The following is a 22,377-nucleotide window of genomic DNA, read 5'->3' as shown; positions in this document are numbered from 1 at the left end:
CTATAAAATAGTATCACGCATGGTTTCAGCCAGTACCACTTCACGAACGGGCACGCTTGATTCAATCTCAATAGAAAAATCACGCTTAACGCTGTGGTTCTTAACTCTAAAGGGTTTACCGTCTCTCACTTTAGATTCATGCAATAAAACCTGATCCGCATAAACCCTAAAGGTGATAGCATCTACCGGATAGTTATCAGCAACTACCTGCGCTGCAAGCATACGTCTAGGCGTGTCCACATTAAAAGTTTTTGAGCGCCATTTAAAAGTTTTGGCAGTGAATGCAACGCCATACTCAGGATTGAATGTTTTATACACTGAATTGGTGTCACCAAGCGCACCCACACCTTTATTGATCATCTGAACCAAATTGCCATCTAAAAAGGTGTTTAGTGCATACTCATCGAACCACAAAACACCCTTGCTTCCATCGTTAAGGTCAATATAGCCGCTGCCTTTAGCGCTGCCGTTATTCCAAAAGAATAAGTAACCATTCTTATAAGCGGTTGCATGAATGCTTGATGGTTTAATGTCTTGCCAATCGCGCGTAGAAAATACGCTTTCTGTGAGTAGCTTTGCGCTATTAGTGGTGACAAGAACAAGGCCGTTCTCGCTTGCGTACATACAACCATGATTGAGATTGACCATACTGCGTGGAGACACACAGCCTTCATATAGCGGCAGGCTAAGCACACTCATCGACTCAGGATCACTACCACTAATTAGTATTGGATTACCTGTAGTGGCGACTACTATCGTATTGTCGTAGTGACCCAAGCCCATAATGGTATGCTGCGAACTTAGCTCATAAAACCGTGGCCATGCATATAAGGTGTATGGCTCTGATAGGCAGATTGTTTTATCAACATAACCGTAACCCACTCCGCTGTTGGTAACGCCCAATCCTTTCATACCAACTCTTGGCTGATCATAATTCATGGTTACTAACGGCTCACCTATCTGAGTGGACCCATACGGCATATCATCGATAAGAGTGACGCTGTTTCCTGTCATGGTTAGCAGATATTCTTTGACGAATAAGAATTGCGCAACACCAATGGAGTTGGTGACGGACCGATAAAGTCTAATGGCATTTATTCCATAGTCTCTTGTCAGTTTGGTGCGCGTGCCTTCTGTATAAGGTATGGTAAGGATAGGCTTATCGCCTTTGGTGAGATATAGCACCTCTTCAATCACGCCTGGTGCTGACTCGTCACCGAAACGATTAACATAGGTCAAAGCATAGACGCGCGCCTCCACATCATCGGGCATGTTAGCGATTATCTCTGCCACTGCATCGCTAATCTCATCCTCTTTCTTATCAATGCCTGAAGAGTTTTGACCGTCCATTGCCTTCTTAAACATATCTTTGATGGCGTCTGTGATTGAAGCGTAAGTGACGGGCTCGGCAGGCTCTTCACCTTCGACGGGTTCTTCTTGCTCAACAACTGGTGGCGTAATGCCAGTTATAACGGTGTCTTTAACCTCTGGCGCTGGCAAGCCTGCAATGTAGTCAAAGTTATCAGTCACAAGCTCGTACTCGTCGCTCGCACCGCCCACATCCCAATCATTAAACATGAGTTGCGCCTTCTTATCCTCCGTCGTCCAGTAAAGACGATAGGCGTCATGGACTGGTGAGAAGGCGAACTTTGCAAGCTCGTTACTAAATTTCTTATAGGTTTTACCATCGTGATCAAAAAACATGGCGCTAACAAAGTTTTCAGCACCAACAATGTTGGATACATAACTATCACTAGCTTGATTACTAGGGGTTAAAACGTCATGCTCGACCATGACGTTTTGGCATGACTGCGCTGCATGCTCTGGTAGCTTCGTTGGGTGTAACTTTGGCAACGTGCCAGCAAAATCATTGATCCGTATGTGCATGTTAGGCGTCCACTATGGTTAAGCACTCTAAGAATTGAACGGCATAGCGTGCGACAAGGCTATCGCGGTCTGTACCATTGATGATACGGCGGCTGTAAACAAACTCACCATAAGAGCCGTAGCGCATACACTTAGATAATGACAAGCCTGTGAATGATCCTAACAGCATACCTTCGATCATAATGGCGGCGCTGTTGGCTGGTACTAGCGCCAACTCGGGATTGTTGGCTAAATCTAAGCCTAGCAGCTTGCCCATTTTCTTATAGTTATCAAGCCATGTTAGCTGTGGATAGCCACGGCCATAATATAAAAATGGATATTGTGATTTAAGATAAACATTGCCGCGATGATTGGCACGACCATATACCACGCCTTTACTATTTTTATACCACTTGCCGTACTTGCGGGTGCTGCCCTTGCCGTACTCGCTAATCGCTTCCATCTTAGCGGCGGTTTCATGCCATGTGGTAGCCAGTGTATAGGCTGCATACAAGGGGTTTAAGGCGTCGCTGCCGCGCTTATTGATTGCCTCAAGCAGCGTATTAAAGCCGTCAACCTGTGCTTGGGTGAATCTGCCAAAATGGTCACGCAACACACCCCAGTTGTAGTCCAACTTCTTACCGCTGGCATGTAGCGCCTTTTGCGATGTTCCGCCCCACGCGCCATCGATATGTTTTGGCGCAAGCCCTAACTGCGCCTGCAATCTTCTTACAGCGTTATCAATCCTACTGTCGTAGCTCATCACTTTTCTCCGCGCGTAAAAAAACCCCGTATTAACGAGGCTTTATCTGTTTGTTTTTGGATTTTTTGTTATTGCATGATCGATACTTTTGACGATACTGCCCTGCCAGCATACACCAGCTTATTAGCATGGCTACTCTAGGGATGTCGATAGGACTACCAACACCTATTGAATAAAAAGTAAATGCCGCACTAATCCATGCCAGCGTGCCGCATATGATAGGAAAGGCGTAACGCATCTCTGTCGGCACATCATGCTTAATCACCTTTAAGTGCTTGATTAACACATAGACACCATACACCGCACCAATGGTACACAAAATAGAACTACTCGTTATTGCTGCCATTGCCAGGCTCCTTGCTATCTGCTACTACAATCTTGAACTTAAAAGGATTTACGCTGTTAAAGAAACCAGCTTGGTTTTTAGGGATAGTAACCACAGCTATTAGCGCTTGTAGTATTGGGGCAGACAACAAAGAAGCGCCTAGCGCATAGGCTGGCAAGGCGACTTCTGGTGGCTCGCTACCGTCCGATACTAGCAGGCATAAAGCAATGCCACCGAACAGACCTAAAAACGGTTTAGCTAGTAGCAGGTAGCGAAAGTGTTTATCAATCTCTGGTATTTTGATGAAGTTAGCACCAAGACCACCAGAAAAAGCAAAAACCCATGTTGGCACCCAGCTAATAAGGAATGGGGCTGTCATGCCGTATTTATTGACGACGATAACGGTTTCGGCAGTTATATTGGTTGTGGTGCCTGTCGCCATTGCCTCGGTCATAACCAATAGCGCCACAAAGAAAAGCCATAGCACGCGCTTCTTAATGCGAATACCGTGTTCAAACTTGAGCATAGTAGCTCCTTTTTTTAAAAAGACAGCCACATATGCGGATGTATAAATGATTATTGCTACCCAAAAGTAGCAGGTATGGACGTTGAAGGTCTGCCCTTCAAAAACCCGTTGCTGATATGAGACTTAGCCTTACGGATTGTCTCATCAAAGGCCGCCATGTGTACTTGTGCCATGTTGGGCTCTGACCATTCTCTATTGGGCATAAGCTGCAAGTAGGCGATGGTCCCTGATAGCAGACCATCGTAGTATCTTTGATAAATAAAATCAGGACAGCTTTCGGCTGTTTGGTTGATAGATAGTGACACCACCACATCATCCGTCTTGCTGTCATCGGCTGGCAGGTTGATCACGTTAGGATAGCTATGAATACTATCTGACAACCCTTGCGCGTCGCAGCACTCATCAGATAGACGCCACACTTTGATGATATGCGTATCATCAGGTATGGCAATCTCACAGCGTCTATCAGTAACGCTTAGGTGGAAGTCGTTGGGCGATAACACTTGATTTGTACCTGCCAGCGGATCAAAGGCATTGACCACATAAGCAAAGCTTTCATCACAAAACCTTTTGAGCGCCTGCCTTGCTGCAAACACGATAGCGAGCCTTGGTACATTACTCGCATCTGCATTACCTAAGTGAACACTCACTCCATCGACAAACTCATCAAGATGAATCATAAATACCGCCTATTAAGTTGATGTGCGTCTTGCTGACGATACGCGCTCATCTTGCACGTCTTTCACGCCTAATAGCTCCATTGCGACACGCAAGTGATCGTTACCGCTTGTACCGTTTGATGCGTCACCAGATAGCAGCTTGTAAAGCATCAGCTCTTGCACCGGCTGTGCGAATACGGGTGATACGGGTAATGCTTCGCCTGCGTTCAACTCGGTGACGTTATCAGCGTAACTACTGTACTCAACCTCAAGCTTGCTGCCTGTTGGTACGGTTGGGTAAATATAAAAGTGGTTTGGTGAACGCGAGTCGAACATATACTCTTTGACAATAGTACCCTGCGTGTTGTGCCAATCAGGAGACATGCTATCCATATCTTCTTGCTGCACCAGACGCACCGCCCGACCGATAGCACCTGTTGATGAGATGTTACGCACCACGCGCAACAAGCGCACACCATCTTCAGGGATAAGCTGGCGCGAACCTTCATCTAGCGATAGTGTGGCGATTTTGGCTGTCGCATCAGGACGAACCAGTGACAACATAAGAAGCGCTTGATTAAGCGCAATAATGAGCGCTGAATCTGACCATGTGATTGCTTCCGGGTCATTTAGCTGCGTCATGCGCACGCCATTTAATAAATCTTGACTGCTAAACATAGCGGTATCATCCTAATGTGAGTGGTGTTTAGTAGCCCTGCTACTTATCTTTGCTGGCTTGATCGTTGGCAGCGCGCTCTTCTTCCTGCATAGCCTTACCGATTTTGCGTAGCAGCTCATTCATGTTGTCGCCTTTCTTCTCTTCAACGTCGAGACTGGCCGCTTTCTCACGAATCTTGGCGCTGTGTGATGGGGTGAGGTCTAACACTTCTTTCGCCCAGTCTTTCACGGTATCGTTTTCAGCGGTTTCAAAGTCGATAGACAAGATATCATCAAAGCGATTGGTAAATGCGCTCTCATCAATAGCCGCGCCTTTGGTGACCTCAATCTTATCGACATAACTTGCATCGCCACGATACAAACGATATGACTCACGGATTGATAGCAGTCGATCTGCGTGCTCTTCATCGCCCACGTTACAGACATGCGGTGAGTTTTCGTCGCTACTGTCTAGTGGCTTAAAGTGATAAGTCTTTTGGTTCACAAGGTTGTGACCGAATGTGACCTTAGTACCGCCCTTGCGACGCAGTAGGCATTGGATAGGTGTTGATTGCTGCTCAGCACTCTCTTGAGCGTCGTCGTTCTTTTTATCGTCAGCCATGACATGGCTCCTTTTTTAATAAGTAGATGAAATGGAAAAACCCACAGCGACTCGCGTTGTGGGCTTTAATGACTTACCAGTAGTTGCTTACTCGTCGTTGTTGGCGTGACGGTAATGCGGTGTGACGTGAATGAACGAGCCCTTTGGAATCGTGCCAGCGCCTTTTAACTTAATGGCGATAGTCGTTGGGCGATCAACCACTTTAGCGAGTCGACCTTCAATCACATTGTCGTTAATTTTGATCCACTTCTGCGCGGCAAGGTTGCCATCAGCAATGAACTTAGCATCGATATCGGTTTCGTCCGCATCCATAATGCCGACATCAGCAGTGATACCAGCGCCTAATGCACTACACACCACTTCAATACCTAGAATCGCTGAGCGTTCAGGTAGTTTGCACATCAGAATAAAGTCACCGACGGCAACCGTGGTGTCTGCTAGAAACTTATGGGTGATGGTTGGTGTGTTTGTCACACCGCTAATCATTGAGCTTTGAATCTGCGTGTTATGCAAATAGCGCTCAGACTGGAACTTAGCCATAGTCTTGTGTCCTTTATAGAGATACTAAATAGAAAAATAGATAATAAAAAGCAAGCTGGCATGACCAACTTGCTTTTAAGGTAAATCCGTTAGATTAAGTGCGTGACTTGCTCACTGCGGTATAGGCTGCCATTGAGTTGACAACTTTACCGTCAAACGCTGGTAGCTTCGTGCCGTACACCATGCCAGCGGAGATACCAACTTGGTTGCCGTAATCTTTTTCTTTCTCTTCCCAATTGGCGCGCATGTTCTTATCACTTGCACTACCAAAAGCGACCACAGCAGCCTGACGCCCCATGAATACGCCTGTATGCGCTTTCACGTTATTACCAGCACCAAAGTCGTTGTACGTTACAACACTATTCACTTCTTTAATGTGAACCTTGTTGTACTCACCAGCCGAGCCTTTAAAGATATGGTTTTGATAGCCATTAGCAGCAGCAGCCGCTTTTTGGATATCAAGCCAGCCACCAGTACCAGTATCTTTACGCAAGTCGTGAATCTGCTCAGGCGATAGGGTCAGCATGTAATACTCTTCTGCCGACTCTTCTAGTGGCTCCATACGGAACTCACCATCAGCTTTACCACCGCGCTTAGACTTCAATACCAGCTCATCAATGAGATCAAGTGACATGGTGTCAGCAGCAGTCATGCTGGCCTTTGATGTGGCAGAGCCGCCATAGACAATACTGTCATCATCATACTTCTGGTAATCCATCGTGCCACGGATAGGCGCAGTTGCACCTAGCGGGATATATAAGTCTTTAGCATGACCACGACCACCGCCCAATGTTGTCATCACAACATCATCAAAGTGGTTTGCGTGCCAGCGCTCAAGCTTGACCTTAGCGATTGCACGCAAGTCGTTGATAGTGCGCTTCTGATTCATCTTGCCACCAGGCGTCACACCATGACGAACTTGGTTGATCTTAACTTCGTCCGTGAACGCAGTTAAATCTTCTTCGTTGCCTTCTAAAACGTCATCACCATAAGTACCACGGCCTTTAAGCTGAACAAACATATCGAATGATACGTTGTCACCAGCACCGCTTTCTAAATCGTTGATAACACCAATAGGTGCGTTTGCCATTTGACCAGCTTTACCGACAAGCTTGGTTGAGGCCATCAGCTTGCTACCGTAAAAAGACTTTACGAAAGCGGCACCGAATAACGCGCCTGCCCATTTTTTGACAGCTTGGCTGTCATTGATTTTAGTCTGTGCCATGATATTAGTCTCCTTTAGTCAGACTATTTTTGGTATCACAGCACGTATGCGCTTGTTCACCTGTTAAAAAACTCACGTCGCTACCTTGATCGGTTATCACTTTGAGTCTTGGCGAGCGACCACTCTTGCTTTCAACAACAATGGTACACGGGCCTGTGACTTCGATAACATCGCCTATGCTGCAGTCTCGATAGCGTATCTTGTTCATAAATAAGTTTTAACCTATTGGTTTAGTAGGTATTCGTTTTGCTGCGCTTCGCTCATATCAGCGATTGCACGCTCTAGCGCTGGCCCATCAAGCTTGTCTAGGTGAGCAAACTTGCCGTTATCATTGCTGTTGGCAACGACCGCTGGCATGTTCGAGATACTAGGCATTGTCTCGGGATCAGGCTCAACCGACTTGTCAGCAGGCTTGCTCTCTTTCTTGCCAGCTTCCGGCAAAGTCATATAAGACGATACTGCGGTACGTGCCTTATCTAGTAGCACATCAAACGGTGTACCGGGCGGCATACTTTGAGCAATGACGCCTAGCTGTTGGTCAAGCGCGGCAAACTCAGGACTGCCTTCAACAAAAGGTTTGTTTTCAGGACGCGCCATAAATTCCGTGACTGCGCTAGTAAATTCATTCTGAAACTGCTCTTGCTTGCTTGTCTCACGCTCGGCAATCTCATCTTCTTTAGCGACCAGCTCAGACTCGCGTGCTTCAATGCGTTTTAAGTCACGCTCAATGCGAACCTTGGCGGTATTATAGGCACCATCTAAGATGTCACCGTTATCGTACTGCTCACCCAATGCGGCAAGCTCAGCGTGTTTAGCGTCGAACTCTGCATCAATAGAAGCGCGCTTATCTGCTACCGTGGCGGCTTCTTGTGTGAAGTCGTCTTGATCAGTAGTATCAGCGTCATCAGTGCTGTCAGTCTCAGCGTCGTCGGCTGCAACATCATCGCCAGCATCGCCATCGTCAGTAGTATCGACTTCTGTATCGTCATCTTGGTCATTGTCGTCATCATCACTCTCAGGGCTATTGATAGCGTCAATCTCAGCTTGGGTTAAACCGTCGTAGCTCAGGCCAAAATCTTCATCAAGGTCATCGTCAGCATCTACTGCGTCGGCTGGCAAGTTATCTAGCTCTGTGGTGTCGATTTCAAAATCGTCGTCGTGCGTGTCTACTGTCATGTTAATTATCCTTATGGATTTAGTGATTTATGTTTATCATTAATATCTTTTACTATGTCGTTTATGAATGCCATGAGATTGTCCACAGCTTCCTTTTCATCAGCACCGTAAGCTTCTATTTCTGAATTAAATAAATGCGGCATTCCCAAGTCGACACTAGCTGTAAAGCTTTGCCATTTGCCTTTTTTATCATCATCTACCTTTATTTCTAAATTCGTAGTCATGCGTCTGGCGCTCCTGTTTGCTGCTCCATCATGGCGGCTTCTTCAGGCGTCATGTTGTTCACATCAGGCGCACCTCCTACTGGCTGGCTTGGCTCTGGCATTGGCGGTTGTTGTGGCTGTTGCGCTTCTACCTGCATCGGTACTGGCGCCTGCTCTACTGGCTGGCCCTGTACTGGTTGCTCGCTACTTGGTAAGGTGCCGTTCATAATATTGTCCATATTGCCAATAAGATCATCAGCAATAGCAGTAAGCTCAGCGTTTTGTACGACCACGCCAGCCGCTTCAAGGTACTTAACCATTGCTTCAGCTTGAGCGCGACGAGCATTGGCTTTTTCGCGCTCGCCTTCGCGGTTGTTCTGATTGGCCCGTGAGTTGTCGAGGTTGATTGCTGACTCTTTCTTTGCAATCTCAAGTTTAAGCGCCTGCTCTTGCATTGCCTTTTGTTCCGCTTGCTCTTGCGCCTGTGCTTCTTCACGCGCTTGTTTCTGCTCATCGTTTTCATCAATGGGTGGTAGTCCTGTAGCTTCGCGGATTTTACTGAGTAAGCGCTCTTTGTTTGGTAGGTCTTGTAAATCAACTGCCATTTCAATAAAGGCAATCGCCAGCATTGGGTTACCTGTGGCTTGGGTGATCTGTGCTGAGACATTGATTAGCTGCTCAGACAGTGCTTGGCGCATCGTCTGACGATAATCACGCTCTGATATAACAAAGTCTGCTTGCGTCGCGGTGATGTCTGTCTCTGGTGACTCATTAAGCACCACAAAGTCTTTCTTACCGGGGTTCTTAATATCGCTTGTGACCCTAAACTGCATCTCACGGTTGATGTACTGCTCGCACAATGACAATACAATCTCGCCTTCGATTTGATGGGCCAGTTGATGATTGTCGATGATAGGTGTGGTGATGACAGTCCCTTGCTCTTGCAATGATTGAATAGCAATACCGGACATGGCATTTTGATTCATGCCACGGTTTTCACTGGTCACACCGCTGATCTGTTTTAAGTAAGAGCTGTCCATTTCAGCAAACTGCACATGAGGACCTGCCAGCGATTGATTGTCGCGTATCTCAAAGCGTCTGCCCTTCTTAACTTCGATATAACCATTAACTTTAGCCACCTCTTTGATGGCTTCATCTTTATCATCTACCGCATCTTCTTCGGCAATCACTTGACGTGTGGCCATAAGATATAGCGCATAGTTACGACGCTGGTTTAAATCTGATTGCGGATCGACAATCTGACGTACCACGCCATAAGGCGACTTGGTTGTCTTATCGATGAATGCCAAGCGACGGACAAACGGGTAACGGTTGTGCTTATAGATTGACTTGCCATGAAACAGTACAGTCGTCGCAGTGTAGATAGCCATATACATCTGCTCGCGTACTGTCTCGCGTTTTTTAGCGCCTGCTTTGAGTGCTGCTTGATGTTCTTGCTTGTTGCTGTCGAATATCTGACCTGTTAGGCCGCCTGCATTAGCCAGTAGCGTGACTCGCTCCGTTTTGCGATACCACATTTCCCACACACGCACTGCACGACGGGTTGATGAGTAGTAGCCGCCTGTGATGCTCATTGAGCCTGAGCGCACCACATTGATAGCATTGTCACCGCAGCCACGCGCACGATAGCCGTTGTTATACAAGTCGTTGCCATCATCGCCTGTTTGATCAGACTTCAAGTCATCCTCAAGCTCTTGGTACTCGCCAGCGTCCAGCTTAAGCTCGCTTTCTTTATCGGGGAACCACGCCTGCAAGGTTTCTAAATCAACAATCTTAGATACCCACATATAGCGCGAGTCAGACATATCCGCTTTGACCGACTGACCATCGACCAGTACGTTTTGCCAGTTCTCATAGTTAAGCTGAATCATCAGCTCACCATCTTCGTTTGGCTCTACGCTAATACGGGTCCAGCCTTCACCAGTCTTGACGCAATCCTCAAACGCTGTGCTGCGCTGCCACTTGGCTTTGTTGATATCGTCAATGTACTTAATGAGCTTAGTCTTTAATTGGGCTGGCTCGACATCATCTTGGGTGCGTGGTAGTACATTCCAGTCGCTACGCGCACGACGCTCACTACCGATAATCCAATCGACGGCTGGCTTGATCTCGTTGTACGTGCGCGGCTTTTGATTGCGATCTGCATAAACCTGCTTTTCTTCGTCGCTGAATTGATGACCATCATAAAAGCGCTCATCGCGTGCGCGCAGTGCTCGGCCTTCTGCTTGTGCTTCGCGCTCGTACTCATACATATCGTGCGCCCACACAAGAAACTTGCCGTCCTTTGTTAGCTTAAAGTCGTCGGCAAGGCCGTGTGTCGCTTGATTACTCATGAGTTAGCAATATCCATTAGTCCGTGAGTGAACGTCTCTTCACCTTCAAAATATTTATCAAGCGCCTTACGGTTTAAATCTTCACCTTCTGGCTTATGCATGACTAACTGATCAATGTTTTCAAGCAAGCAATCCATGATTACATGCTTTTCACGGTCTGTTGCATGACCATTCCATAAATATTGAGCGCAGTCCTCTGCGGTGTCTGCCAAGAACGCACCGTCTTTATCACGCAGTTGGTACGCTTGATTGCGACGCACAGCAATATAAGACTTGCCCAAGCCAAACGCACGACGGCACAGTATCAATGCAGCATCGTTAGCAGTTGCGCCTTCGTCTGCTTCAAAGAATACGTTTGAGACAAACGCCACCAGTCCATAGCCTTTGCGTACTGCTGCTGGGGCTGGCACGCCATATCGTATCGTTAGTGACATTGCTTATCCTTTAATTGCTGAATCAGCCGCTTAGCTTCTGCATTACCGTTGTTAGCGCGGTCTTGTAGCGTCTTATAGCTGTAGGCTTGTAGCTCTTTAGTCACATGACCACCAAGCGCTCTACCGTATAGCCTGCTGTTGGGTATCTTGTAATGCGACATGCTAATGACTCCCACAAAAAAGCCACCTTCGACGAGGTGGCTTTTGGTGTTTGGTTGTTTATGCTAGTTGCCAATCTTCGGCAAGTACGTCGGTCTGACTTGCCAGCCACGGCACAACATTGTCTTGTGCGGTCTTCATTGCGATATACGCACCGTATGGAACCATATCATCAGGGAACATACCGCCCATTGTCTCTAAGCTGTTACGCTGCATGGGGTAACTTGCTGCTGGCACGTAGTACAAGAACATGCCTTTGCCGTTCCAGCCAGCGCGCATGACCTTCTTACCCATCTTCAGTAGATGAATAGCTGAACCAAAATCAAACTGGTCACCTTCTTCAATCGGACAGTCGCCGCCGTATTGGGTGAAGTCTGCACAATCGCACAATGAGCCAGTTTCAGCCAGTCGTACAATTTCATCACCAGTCAATACGTGGTCTGGGTCTTTCGGTGCTGTGCATGGTACGAACTCGTCAGCATATTTGTCAGTGCGTTTTTGCTCAGCACGATAACGATCATTGGCTAGCAAGTAACCTTCAAGCTCCCACAGTTTCTCAACCGCGTTTTCAAGCGCATACTTTTCGCCTAACGCTTTATCAAAATTATTAGCGTCAACGCAAGAGGCCTCGCCAGTTACCTTAAAATTACTTGGTAGCGTAATAACAGCTACCGTTAGCTTGTTGCCGAATACTGCATACTCAACATTGCTTCGAGCAACTAGGCTATCTAACTGATCTTTGGTAACGCTGTTCGGTAGCTCTGACATATCTTTATCCTTTATATAACCGTTCTATTGTTATTGGCCTTCTTGCTGCCAGCTCTAGGCTTAACCTGAGCATACCTAAGCATCATCACTGCGTATCGCGTGGCGTCCATCAAGTCATCGTATAACTTCTTAATCTTGCCTTTGTCACGATGATAGGTGCGTCTCTCGTCCTGCCATTCGGTACAATCACGGAAGACAAACAGCCTGCCTGTCTCCATGCGCTGTAATATCTCCATGAGGCCAGCTTCGACGCCATTAGTACCGTCATCATGCGTGGCGTTCTCATCGAGCATGTTCACGCCTTCGGCACGATACTGCTCTGCAAGTGTTAAGCCGCTGCCCTTGTCATGCTGATAACCATCGTGTGGCCAAGCAACTGGCTGCCATGATCCATTATCGTTAAAGTGTGGTGCGTGTTCGCGCGGTGTTCTCTCGCGTGCTGCATACTCGTTGATGACATAAACAATGTCGTTGTCGCGGTCCCATGCCAGCGTGACGCACGTTGTTGGGTGATCCCAACCAAAATCCATACCCTTGATTTGCGGCCAATGCGCTGGTATATCGAAACGATCAATGATGATTTCATCTTCATCAACCGGATAAATCAGACCGCTACCTGCGTATGGTATGCCCTGCATACGTGCTTTATGCTCGTGCTTAGGGAATAACGCTAAGTAATTAGCCTTGTCGTCCTCGCTTAAATGCGGTGCGTCGTCCCATGTAGCGCGAGTAACGCTGTTAATGCCTTCATCAGCTTTCTCAATAAAGCCTTTGACCATCGGTGTCACGCCCATTAGTGGCGTAAACGTGATGTAAATCAGACCGCGTGTTGTCGCTGTACGTGTCAGACACTCGGTATAAACTTCCTCGGGCGGCTCCTCATCCAAATGGATGTAGTGCATTGCCGTACCTTCAAAGCTTCCTCGGCCCTGTTGGTACGACTTTAAGCCAATATATGACCAGCCGCCGCTGGCATGTTTGACCTTTACTGTATCGATTAAGTCAGCGACGCCAGACTTCCACCGGATAGACTTTTGATCAATCAAGTGAATCGGTATGATGCCACTACCATCTATGGTCTTTTTCTTACCGCCATCTTTGTAGATGACATTACCAAACAACTCCGCTTGTAGAATGTCGCGTGTCGTCTCGTTGGTCTTGCCAGCAATCCAGCCCTTTGTTGGATGATCAAAGCGCTTACCTACCCACCAGTCCGGATAAAGCCCTGTCGCGTGTAACGTATCTTCATACGTGCCAGCGATTGTCTTACCGACACGGTTCCCAGCCATGAATAGGCGCGAACCATAGAACGCCCCATCTTTAAAGAAGGATAGGTGCTTGGTGTAGCCATGACGGGCAAACGGTCCGTCATCAGGGAAGTAACTGTATAGCTTGTACTGCTCACGCTTTTGACGTTCTTTAATAACCTTAATTAGTGCGCGCTTATTCGCTGGCGTGAGATAGGGCAGATAGTTTTTAAGACTTTCCGCTGAGTAGTCTAAGAGCGTACTCATCGAGTTCGTCATCTGTCATATCATCCACATTGCGGTTATTGCCGCCCGTCGGTAGCTTTTCTGCCTCGCGTTTTTTCTGCGCAAGCTCAACAACGCTTAACTCTTGCTTAACCAACTGCATCTCTAATCTAGCAATCAAGTTAATCAGCCGGGCTTCTTCGTTTGCCCAGTCTCGTGTGCGATAAACCCTAGTGCGCTTTAGCGGCTCTGATTCTTGACCGCCATAATCATCTTCATCGGGATCATAATATTCACCGCATCTGGCTGCATCTTTAGCGCGAGCCTTCTTAACGACATCCTCATCTTCTTCATCTGCCAGCGTCTCGTCTTTAATCTCGTCCAATGCTGGCGTGTCACCCTGCGCTTTACGATAGGCCAAGCAATTAGCAAGCTGTATGCGTGCGATTGCCAGCTCGCGGCTTACTGTGCCCTGCATAGCTATAGCATCATCTATCTGACTGTCATCAAAGATACGACTGTAGATGCCATGTTTTAAATTGTTTCGACTGCCCTTGCTGGGTCCTGTTGATAGACCACCATGCAATCGGCAGCGTTTCTTGCCAGCGATTGGCGTTTTCTTACAAGGTTTGCCAGCTCGTGTCTTAGCACCGCAAATATTATCTGCCATGCTTGCACCTCTCTGGCTTACCTCGCATGTAAAAAAGGCTCACAACAATCAGATACTTATGAGCCAAAAAGAGTTTATAGGGTTGTTTCGTCTATCGTCAATTCTTCAAAACGTAAGTCAATCCAACGTCCATCCGGTATTTCAAGCGGCTGCTCTAAATCGGGCTTAAAGATAAAGTCGCTCATATCAAAAATACGCTTATAAGACTTTAAGCTAACAACGCCATCTTTTTCAGATAGTGTTACCGCAACTTTTGGATTTCCATTCATATCATTTGGAATGGTGATATACCAGCCATCTGTGCGTAGACCTGTTGTGTTGCTGATTGTGTAGTCACCCACGCCGTTTTTAGTAAAAACTGCCTGCATAATATCTGCATCATTATTGCCTTCAATGCGGTCACTAAAGACGCGCAAAACTGGCGATGACGGCTTTAACAACCCGTTGCCGTCAACAGTGGTATTTTTGTTGGTATAGACTATTGACCATTCGCCCCACGCTGACGATGAGTTTCTATTCCGTAAATACATACCTGCCGTACTATTATTACCACCTAACGCGATTTGATTTAGTACGTTACTGCTAACGCCTTGTCGCGTCTCTATATTCCAAGCGGTATCGTGCTTAGTATTAGGGGTGTTAGTAGAACCTGCCGCTAAGTAGTAGCGAGTGCCTGACGGCAGATTATTTGCATCAGTGATTGCGTCATCTGATGCTCTACGAGCAAGGTTTGAAAATGCAGCTTTATACGTATTTTCAGCTAATGGTACTTGACCTGCTGACGTACCCACTAAGCGACTCGCTGCATGAGCCTGGTTACTAAAATTAGCATTAATCTTTGTATTAGCAGATCGAGGCGTGTCACCGCCCGGCACTGTTAAGTTGATCGTCTGAATAGCCATAAAATCACCCATAAAAAAAGCCCACACCAATTAAGGTATGAGCTTTTTAGAATATAGTTAGTGCGGCTAGGCATGGTAGTTGCTATACACAACCTGTTATCCACTAACCTATCCGTTCACGATAACATAAAGTTACCTCAAGTCGTGCCAATAATCAAGGTATTTTAACGCTGTGATGAAAATTAACGATAAAACACTTGATGTTTGCTTGCATGGGGTTGAATTGCTGGCTGGCGTGTGGGCTGAGTGGGTTTATTCATCAAGACTCTTATAAAACTCATGCAATCGCTGCCATATCTCATCACTTGTATAGCGTTCTTTATATGCCAGATCATAAGCATTACGATAAAACCAATAGCGCCATTCATCTTTCGCTCCGTAAGTCCAGGGATGTTCTGAAACAGAGTGCATAGTGACGGAATCAGCTATAAATAAACGATAGGCTGATTCATTCTCTGCGTATACCGCTGTGCCATATCGAGAGAGATAATCCATATCCATAGGTTTTGGCAAAGCACATGAGGGTTCCGGTAGCAACAAACGACTATCTTTGGGCCACGACTGACCGTAAAAGCAATCCTGATAGATTATCTCACCGTCTCGACTGTTTTCAGCATGTCCACCGATGATCATAAACGGCTTTCTCACTACTGGCGTTTGTCTACCCATCAACTCAACTCCAAAATAGCCTCATAAATATGACGCTCAGCATTGGCCAAATGCCGTTGCACCTTGCGCACATGCGCTTGCACTGTCGTACCCTTGCCATGCTCATACTCACTCACGACTGACTTACTCAAGCGAGTATAAGACATACCATACAAGTAATAACGACGTATCAAGCTTGCCCACATCATAAGCTCTTTGTCCCCTGATTGCCTCATACCAGCGAGTTCGCGGTCTATCAGTGTATAGTACGCCTGATCGTCCACATTCCACAGCACCGGGCGAACGCTTGCGCTCTGCTGCTCTACATTATCACGCATGATAATCGCACAAGGCGATTGATATCCCAAGTGACCGCCCACAGTGCCACGATTATTACAAAAATCACCCCATCCAGTTAGCCAACCTTGCACCTCTAATAAATCAACTACGTCAGTTTTATCAATCGTATCACTCATCAGCTATCCCCAAAATAATGTATAATGATTTTGCGAATAACATTGCTCTGTTACTTGCCAGCTATAAGCCGCCTACGTCTGCCAACGTGGGCGGTTTTTATTTAGCTAAAAACTAAATATACAAATCCCATTAAACCAACCAAGATACAACTGTATTTTTTAAGCAGTTCCATTTGATAGCGCTTGTAGTACACGATCTCGCCATTCATTCTGTTGCGTCTTTTAAGCCAATCTTGATAACCATCATCTTTGAGTTCACCAAGAGCTAGACTGTCAACACTATCAGCAGGTACGGTACTTCCACACTTAGAACAAACGGTCACTAAAATAGATTCACCTTTGTCTTGCGTGCCCATATCCCATTTAATATCGCCAAACGTCTGCGCTGGTGTGTCGTTGTTGAACGTATCGTCAACTATTGGTTTATGCTTAAATAACTTAACGAACAAACACAACTCAAACTCATCTGTCTCACCCTCACCAAAAATAACAGTAACCATAACATCGCCCCATTCACTACTAGCCAACTTGTAAACCTCAACCTCGCCAGCAGCTAAGATGTCGTCACTTATTGCTGTGTGGTACTCGTTAAGTACGGTCCACTTAGAGCCCACCTTAACCTTCCTTGCTTCTAATGCTGAGTTGATAGTCCTATCCTCATACGCAGGCAAGCTATCTACATACTCATCAAGCGAGCCGTGACGTGCCAGCGTTTTGCTTTTTGGTTCTTTTGACATGCGAATATCCTCAATTTTAATTGGAAAGTTTTTTTCGTACTGTGCAACAAAAAGTTGTTGGCTATCATTCATACATCTAATGCCTCGCTCAGTAAGTCTCTAATATTTCTATCCCATGAAATGCCAGCATCATGTGCCGTCGCATCCTATAATCAGTTAATTTTGCCGTGGCCTTAGACTTCACATCTTCAACAACCACCTTGCCCTTCTTGATATCGTAGTACCTAAAATCAGCGGTATATATCATGGCTGGCGTGGACTTCTTATCGCCACTAAACTTGACGCTTTTTACCAAAATAAATACTGGCTGAGTCTCTAAGTCTTTGATCAAGCCAGCGCGTACCAGCACCTTTAGCTCTTCGTAACGATTGCCCTCTGTTATGCTGTCAAACTTAATGCCATCTATTACAACTTTGACCGCATTAAACTTGTTTTTAGGCTCTCCGCTTATCTCTCTGACCAACTGCTCAAGACTAGAGGGTCGTTTTCTGCTTTTACGTGCCAATTTACCGCCCTCCTGCCCTTTTAAACCGTCCTGACCGATGAATGTACCGAAGCCAATAACAAGTCGCTTAAATCGCCTTCTAATGCACCGCCCTCTGCGTCCCAACTACACACCTTGCCGTTATCGCGTACTCCGTCAATCTCAATCGCGCTTGCTGAGTAATACTGACGATCATTGTGATACGTCAGTCCGATGACAAAATCCCCATCTTTAGTGACTGCGCTATTCACACGGTACGTGTAGGCGTTCGGCTTGCCAGCCTTTAGCGCTGCTACTAGATCAGCAAACTTGCGTTCGCCCGGTGTATAGTCGGCTGGGTCTTTTTTCATGGTTAGATCACCTTAAAAAATAACGCGCTCATGAATAATGATTTCTTGGCTATCGTAAAAATCCAGCCTTACCAATGCGTCGATATTATTAGCAGCCAAAACTTTCTTGCTCATAAACTCTGTGTTTCTACGGATCGCCTTTATCTCTTTATCAAGAAAACCATCATCGTTTAGCTCAATCACGCTATCGAGCTGGTCTTTTAAGCAAGAGACAATCCAATCCTTGGCCTTCTGCAAAAGCTCGCTATCATCTTTTATCAACCGTCTATACCCTGTATGATCGTATTTGCAGCGCAGCTCTACTTCCCAAACCCTCATACCGCCTTACTCCCAAACTGTTTAAAAAAATCATCCAGTTTTGCGTTAAAAGGGCTGTCTGGCTGCACCGGCGTATGCTCATAAGCGACTTGATGCGACTCAGGAATAACAAACGTCTTGCCAGCCTTGTGCTCCGCTACTACCTGCTCATAAACCTGATGGAACGTCTTGAAGAAATACTCCGTCGCACTTGCCAGCTTTCCCCAACCAATGCGGTTTGCTGTCTCATAGACCACTTCATGCTTCCAGTCGCGCTTAACATCGCCTCTCATACCGCAATTTTGGCAAGCGACTGTAAAAGCGTCGTTGGCTGTGGGGTATGTATCAATCTCACCAAGTTTGCATAACTGAATAAACTTGTATGCTCGCTCTACTGGATAATCCTGCTGCTTGAGTGCTTGCCAGCGCCCACGTTGGTACTGTTCGCCGTTGATGCCACTCTCTAGCAGCTCTACTGCCCATTCGCGTGCCTTGGCTGGCGTGTAGCGATGTTCTTTGTTGTCAAACAATGCGCCATACTCTTCCTTGAGTTCTGCAAAAAGATTTAAGACTTTAGCTGTAGCAGTCTGTATGGCTGCCGGGCTGTACTTCGATTCCAAACTCTTGGTTAAACTCTCGCTGCATCCGCTGCTTGTATTCTTCTGTAGTTTCTCTGCGAGGTTTGTTGTTAGCTGATTGGTTGCTTGCATGAGTGTTCCCCTGAGTGATTGTCTTGCGTTTGCGCTCAAATACCGTTTGATAGTCGCCTGTGATTGAGTAGTCCAATGAGTCGTTAACATCAAAACCATCTTCATCCAATTTGATTATTTTATTAACCAAGCGCTTACAAGCCGTTTCTGTGAGAGGTTTTTTAATCCTCTTTCTCATTTCTACAAAATCATTCCAATTTTCTTTATCAACAAAACTAGGTACTGGGTAACTAAGAGCATCAAAAGCAGACTTATCTTTTTTTGCCCCTACTTCTTTATTGATAGGTTCATTGACAGGTTCATTGATAGGTTCGGGTGCAGCTCCTTCACTACCTAGTGAATCTCCTTCACTACCCTCGACGCTCATTTGCACTAGTGCAGCATTTGCACCACCCTCTAGTGGTGAATCATTTGCACTACCCTTAGACAAGGTTAAGTGATACTTATTGCTAAAATTCTTGCCAGCATCTTTGTTGTATCGTTTCTCAATACGGAGAAACCCTTGTTTTTCTAGCTTCTGAATATGAGTAATGACTGAGCGCTTGCTGATCTCGCAAGTCTTAGCAATAGACTCATAACTAGGCCAGCACACACCTTCGTCATTAGCCTGGTCTGCAAGCTTGATAAGTATTATCTTGCGCAATGGGCTGCCGACTTTAATATCCATCACTTGTGCTACTAATTTAAAGCTCATGGCTCCAACTCCAATTTCTTAAACTCAACAGTCCATACCCACTGGCCGCTATCTTTATCACGCTGCAAGCCTATCTCTGTAACCTCATACGCTGGCTGGTTACCAAGCAGTCTTAAACCCTTCTCGCTTAAGATAAACTCCAAGTGGTCGCCTATCGCTAAGCTTGGATGATCCATTCCTGAGCGTGGATAAGTGCCCTTTCTAACCAGCGTGGTAAAGCCTGTAGATAATCCTTTTGCAGCTGACCTTTGGAAGTGCTTGTCAGTGACAACTCGATGCAACCTTGGTTTGATACCAATGACAGCCATTACACTAGCTCCGCTTCACGACTACGCTCTTTCTCAAGCATCTCTGCAATCTTAGCCACGCCTGCCGGCGTAAACCTCACTCTAGGCTCTGCTCTATCGCGCCCATCACGACCAACGAACGACTGTAGCTTTTGCGTCATGAGTCCTGCACTGGTGCGATGTGAGTACGCATTAAGCACGCCTCTATCATCGCGGTACATAAAGCGACGGCTAATAGGCTTGGTATCATCAACACACCACGCTACAAAGTCGTTCTGACGCATACCAACGGCCTTAGCGGTATCACGAATACCAGTAGCGCCTTTTGAGCTGCTGATACGTGCCAGCGCTTCGGCCTTGGGTTTTAACTCGATAACCTCAGCTTGTGCCGCTTCTTTAGCTTTATATTCTTCTGCCCATGCAATCGCTGCATCTGCTGGATTAGTAAAGTCTGGCAGTGCTGGCATGACTGGACTACTTGCTTGCGCTTGCTGTTCCAACTCTTGCCAGCGGCGATTAATACGAATACGGATATCAGCGCGATAACCAGTTATTAAATCAATCGTCTGTTCTTTGCTTAGTAAAAACTGGCGATGTTGCTGATTGCCAGTGTTTTGAAGGGTGTAGTACCCCTGCTCAACTTTGAGCAGGCCCATTTGTTCATAGCTTTCATTGAGTGTGTCGATATCACGACAAACATTGCGGTGTTCTTTACCGCATAGTTCGGCAATTTCGCGACTACTCATGGTTTTGCCTACTTCGTTTACTTGCATAATGTCGTTCATGGATATATACTCCGATTACAGGTTAAGTTTGTTAGACGCTTTATCAGTTGCTGCTGATAAGGCGTTTTTATTGCGCGTCTTTCGCGGCATGCTTCTGCTATTCTGTCAGCGCAACTTCAACGTCCTTCGGCATTACCCAACCAACCAAGTCACGACCACTGATAACCGAATAGATGTTCATGCCGTGGTTATCAGCTAGATTGGCCACGCTTGCTGACCCAGCTTTTCCACCCTTAGTGATATTTGATGCCTCAAACAGCTTGCCGCTATTCAATGCTTTGATGAACGGTTCACGGTCTGGCCCAATTAAGTTGCCTGACAGCTTGACTCGTTTATGGCGTGTGAGGCTATCGATCATGAAATACGACTCTCCGGTCTGAATACGATTCAGACGAATCAACGTGATATCCATATTTCTTCTGATATAAACCAAATCAGCACGCTGCTTCTGGTAATCTTTTTGCGTATTGCCTTTTTCACTCTCAGATACCATTCTTATCATCTTGCCAGCGCTCAGGTCAGCTATGAGGACATCACGCCTCGCTTTGGCAATCTGCTTTGATGACGGCCCTTTCTTGACCGTAGCGGCTTTAGCTATCTTTTTAGCTGGTTTAGCTACTTTTTTAGCCGTCTTAGCTACTTTTGGTTTAGCTACTGGCAGTGGCGTGCGGTCTTTTTTCTGACGTAACTCAGCGGTGCCATTATTGAGATTGAACATCGCATCAAGGAACGCATCTTGTGCTTTCGCTTCACGCGCCTTTCTAGCTTTCTGTCTTGCCAGCTCACACTCGTTCACATCATCAATGATGGTTTTTATCTTCACGCTTGGATCATCCAAGTTTGTGATGCCTTTGTTTTTTGCAAACCATTCGACGACATCAATCGGTGTTGATGTCTCACTCACTTTTGCGTAGCGGCTTAAATCCGCAAAATGATGTTCTACCTGCATAACTACCCCTAAAATCTATAAATTGCTGACAGTACGACCAGTACCAATACGGCGTGAACAAGGATGTAGATTATTTTCCAAAGCTTCTGCTCGTCGGCAGTGAGTGCCTGGCGTTCTTCTTCTATCTCAGCATTGGCGTTTTGTCTTGCGACTAAGATTGACGGTCTAACAGCTTCATTTTTGGCAACTATAGAAGCTTTGATTGCGGTATAAAGGCTTGCGACCCATCCAAACGCGGTAGCTGCACTGGTACATGGCAGATCAGCGCCACGGCTGAAACGCAACTCACGGCTGTCAGACATGCCTGCATCGTTTTGAAAGAAGTCATCAACCGCTTCTAAATTCTGGAAGTGGTATTTTGTGATGTGAAAAAGGATGTCGATTTTTTCTTTGTCATAGCATTGCGCATTAGCTGGCACGACCTTTAAGCCGCAGAACGCCAGCATGTCGCAAAATCTTACGACCTGACTATCTTGATTTTTTGCATCTATCCAGCGCCCAACGGTGCTTGGTTCTACACCTAAGTGTCTTGCAACATTGACCTGCTTTTTCTCTGCAATGGCGTGCAATATGTCTTCTTGCATATTGCGTGACTGGCGTTGCCTTTCGAGTGATAATTGATTTGTGGACATGGTTATT

31 protein-coding genes are annotated in these 22,377 nt (G+C 46.3%); all 31 read right to left on the bottom strand.

Annotated elements, in window-relative coordinates:
* The 31 genes from BTW00_RS02300 to BTW00_RS02145 all read right to left on the bottom strand — a co-directional run bounded on the left by BTW00_RS02300 (nt 1) and on the right by BTW00_RS02145 (nt 22,370).
* Complete coding sequence (locus BTW00_RS02300) at nt 1–1,887, bottom strand: hypothetical protein (RefSeq protein WP_075106037.1); 1,887 nt, start codon at nt 1,885–1,887, stop codon at nt 1–3.
* Nucleotide 1,888: 1 nt separating this feature from the next.
* Entirely contained in the window at nt 1,889–2,629 is a 741-nt protein-coding gene (locus BTW00_RS02295) for a glycoside hydrolase family 19 protein (protein ID WP_075106036.1), read from the bottom strand.
* Between the two features lie 31 nt (nt 2,630–2,660).
* The gene (locus BTW00_RS02290) at nt 2,661–2,975 is read right to left on the bottom strand and encodes a hypothetical protein (RefSeq protein ID WP_075106035.1); all 315 of its coding nucleotides are present in this window, start codon (nt 2,973–2,975) and stop codon (nt 2,661–2,663) included.
* Nucleotides 2,956–3,480, bottom strand: a complete 525-nt coding sequence (locus BTW00_RS02285) for a hypothetical protein (RefSeq protein WP_075106034.1) — start codon at nt 3,478–3,480, stop codon at nt 2,956–2,958. Before BTW00_RS02285 ends, BTW00_RS02290 begins: the two co-directional genes overlap by 20 nt.
* Nucleotides 3,481–3,536: 56 nt before the next feature.
* Entirely contained in the window at nt 3,537–4,160 is a 624-nt protein-coding gene (locus tag BTW00_RS02280) for a hypothetical protein (RefSeq protein ID WP_075106033.1), read from the bottom strand.
* 12 nt (nt 4,161–4,172) lie between these two features.
* The gene (locus tag BTW00_RS02275; protein WP_075106032.1) at nt 4,173–4,817 is read right to left on the bottom strand and encodes a DUF6682 family protein; all 645 of its coding nucleotides are present in this window, start codon (nt 4,815–4,817) and stop codon (nt 4,173–4,175) included.
* A 40-nt stretch (nt 4,818–4,857) separates the two neighbouring features.
* Nucleotides 4,858–5,418 (bottom strand): hypothetical protein, encoded by a 561-nt coding sequence (locus BTW00_RS02270; RefSeq protein ID WP_075106031.1) that lies wholly within the window; start codon nt 5,416–5,418, stop codon nt 4,858–4,860.
* Nucleotides 5,419–5,505: 87 nt separating this feature from the next.
* Nucleotides 5,506–5,958 carry a hypothetical protein gene (locus BTW00_RS02265; protein WP_075106030.1) on the bottom strand — a complete coding sequence of 151 codons (453 nt, stop codon included), beginning with the start codon at nt 5,956–5,958 and terminating at the stop codon, nt 5,506–5,508.
* Between the two features lie 94 nt (nt 5,959–6,052).
* A complete protein-coding gene (locus BTW00_RS02260) occupies nt 6,053–7,183 on the bottom strand; it encodes a N4-gp56 family major capsid protein (RefSeq protein ID WP_075106029.1) in 1,131 nt (376 codons plus the stop codon).
* Nucleotides 7,184–7,187: 4 nt separating this feature from the next.
* Entirely contained in the window at nt 7,188–7,391 is a 204-nt protein-coding gene (locus BTW00_RS02255; protein WP_075106028.1) for a hypothetical protein, read from the bottom strand.
* Between the two features lie 14 nt (nt 7,392–7,405).
* A complete protein-coding gene (locus BTW00_RS02250) occupies nt 7,406–8,359 on the bottom strand; it encodes a hypothetical protein (RefSeq protein ID WP_075106027.1) in 954 nt (317 codons plus the stop codon).
* 11 nt (nt 8,360–8,370) lie between these two features.
* Entirely contained in the window at nt 8,371–8,583 is a 213-nt protein-coding gene (locus tag BTW00_RS02245; RefSeq protein ID WP_075106026.1) for a hypothetical protein, read from the bottom strand.
* The gene (locus BTW00_RS02240) at nt 8,580–10,916 is read right to left on the bottom strand and encodes a hypothetical protein (RefSeq protein WP_075106025.1); all 2,337 of its coding nucleotides are present in this window, start codon (nt 10,914–10,916) and stop codon (nt 8,580–8,582) included. Before BTW00_RS02240 ends, BTW00_RS02245 begins: the two co-directional genes overlap by 4 nt.
* On the bottom strand, nt 10,913–11,350 hold the full coding sequence (locus BTW00_RS02235; RefSeq protein WP_075106024.1) for a hypothetical protein: 438 nt from the start codon (nt 11,348–11,350) through the stop codon (nt 10,913–10,915). The genes BTW00_RS02240 and BTW00_RS02235 overlap by 4 nt, the downstream gene beginning before the upstream one ends.
* The gene (locus BTW00_RS14025; protein WP_178379235.1) at nt 11,341–11,511 is read right to left on the bottom strand and encodes a hypothetical protein; all 171 of its coding nucleotides are present in this window, start codon (nt 11,509–11,511) and stop codon (nt 11,341–11,343) included. Before BTW00_RS14025 ends, BTW00_RS02235 begins: the two co-directional genes overlap by 10 nt.
* Before the next feature lie 58 nt (nt 11,512–11,569).
* On the bottom strand, nt 11,570–12,277 hold the full coding sequence (locus BTW00_RS14100) for a Gp49 family protein (RefSeq protein WP_218609000.1): 708 nt from the start codon (nt 12,275–12,277) through the stop codon (nt 11,570–11,572).
* 11 nt (nt 12,278–12,288) lie between these two features.
* On the bottom strand, nt 12,289–13,803 hold the full coding sequence (locus BTW00_RS02220; RefSeq protein WP_256713968.1) for a terminase large subunit domain-containing protein: 1,515 nt from the start codon (nt 13,801–13,803) through the stop codon (nt 12,289–12,291).
* Complete coding sequence (locus BTW00_RS02215) at nt 13,754–14,419, bottom strand: HGGxSTG domain-containing protein (RefSeq protein WP_075106022.1); 666 nt, start codon at nt 14,417–14,419, stop codon at nt 13,754–13,756. Before BTW00_RS02215 ends, BTW00_RS02220 begins: the two co-directional genes overlap by 50 nt.
* A gap of 74 nt (nt 14,420–14,493) precedes the next feature.
* Complete coding sequence (locus tag BTW00_RS02210; RefSeq protein ID WP_143506484.1) at nt 14,494–15,321, bottom strand: hypothetical protein; 828 nt, start codon at nt 15,319–15,321, stop codon at nt 14,494–14,496.
* Nucleotides 15,322–15,573: 252 nt separating this feature from the next.
* On the bottom strand, nt 15,574–15,990 hold the full coding sequence (locus BTW00_RS02205) for a hypothetical protein (protein WP_075106020.1): 417 nt from the start codon (nt 15,988–15,990) through the stop codon (nt 15,574–15,576).
* A complete protein-coding gene (locus tag BTW00_RS02200; protein WP_075106019.1) occupies nt 15,990–16,445 on the bottom strand; it encodes a hypothetical protein in 456 nt (151 codons plus the stop codon). The genes BTW00_RS02205 and BTW00_RS02200 overlap by 1 nt, the downstream gene beginning before the upstream one ends.
* Nucleotides 16,446–16,546: 101 nt before the next feature.
* Entirely contained in the window at nt 16,547–17,254 is a 708-nt protein-coding gene (locus BTW00_RS02195) for a hypothetical protein (protein WP_075106018.1), read from the bottom strand.
* A 16-nt stretch (nt 17,255–17,270) separates the two neighbouring features.
* Nucleotides 17,271–17,687, bottom strand: coding sequence for a DUF1064 domain-containing protein (locus BTW00_RS02190; RefSeq protein ID WP_178379234.1), 417 nt, complete (start codon nt 17,685–17,687; stop codon nt 17,271–17,273).
* A gap of 20 nt (nt 17,688–17,707) precedes the next feature.
* The gene (locus tag BTW00_RS02185) at nt 17,708–18,016 is read right to left on the bottom strand and encodes a hypothetical protein (protein ID WP_075106017.1); all 309 of its coding nucleotides are present in this window, start codon (nt 18,014–18,016) and stop codon (nt 17,708–17,710) included.
* 12 nt (nt 18,017–18,028) lie between these two features.
* Nucleotides 18,029–18,334, bottom strand: coding sequence for a hypothetical protein (locus BTW00_RS02180; RefSeq protein WP_075106016.1), 306 nt, complete (start codon nt 18,332–18,334; stop codon nt 18,029–18,031).
* Nucleotides 18,331–18,843, bottom strand: coding sequence for a hypothetical protein (locus tag BTW00_RS02175; RefSeq protein ID WP_075106015.1), 513 nt, complete (start codon nt 18,841–18,843; stop codon nt 18,331–18,333). The genes BTW00_RS02180 and BTW00_RS02175 overlap by 4 nt, the downstream gene beginning before the upstream one ends.
* A gap of 43 nt (nt 18,844–18,886) precedes the next feature.
* Nucleotides 18,887–19,717, bottom strand: coding sequence for a helix-turn-helix domain-containing protein (locus BTW00_RS02170; protein ID WP_075106014.1), 831 nt, complete (start codon nt 19,715–19,717; stop codon nt 18,887–18,889).
* On the bottom strand, nt 19,714–20,025 hold the full coding sequence (locus tag BTW00_RS02165; protein ID WP_075106013.1) for a hypothetical protein: 312 nt from the start codon (nt 20,023–20,025) through the stop codon (nt 19,714–19,716). Before BTW00_RS02165 ends, BTW00_RS02170 begins: the two co-directional genes overlap by 4 nt.
* Nucleotides 20,025–20,789: a phage antirepressor KilAC domain-containing protein gene (locus BTW00_RS13815; RefSeq protein WP_083603537.1), complete on the bottom strand. Its 765-nt coding sequence runs from the start codon at nt 20,787–20,789 to the stop codon at nt 20,025–20,027. Before BTW00_RS13815 ends, BTW00_RS02165 begins: the two co-directional genes overlap by 1 nt.
* Before the next feature lie 97 nt (nt 20,790–20,886).
* Complete coding sequence (locus BTW00_RS02150) at nt 20,887–21,738, bottom strand: hypothetical protein (protein ID WP_075106012.1); 852 nt, start codon at nt 21,736–21,738, stop codon at nt 20,887–20,889.
* A gap of 8 nt (nt 21,739–21,746) precedes the next feature.
* On the bottom strand, nt 21,747–22,370 hold the full coding sequence (locus BTW00_RS02145; protein WP_075106011.1) for a hypothetical protein: 624 nt from the start codon (nt 22,368–22,370) through the stop codon (nt 21,747–21,749).
* Nucleotides 22,371–22,377: the final 7 nt, after the last annotated feature.

This window comes from Psychrobacter sp. C 20.9, from assembly GCF_001921765.1.
In the GTDB taxonomy this organism is placed as follows: Bacteria; Pseudomonadota; Gammaproteobacteria; order Pseudomonadales; family Moraxellaceae; genus Psychrobacter; species Psychrobacter piscatorii_B.
Note: the sequence above shows the minus strand (reverse complement) of the source record. Positions and strands in the feature narration are given on the sequence as shown.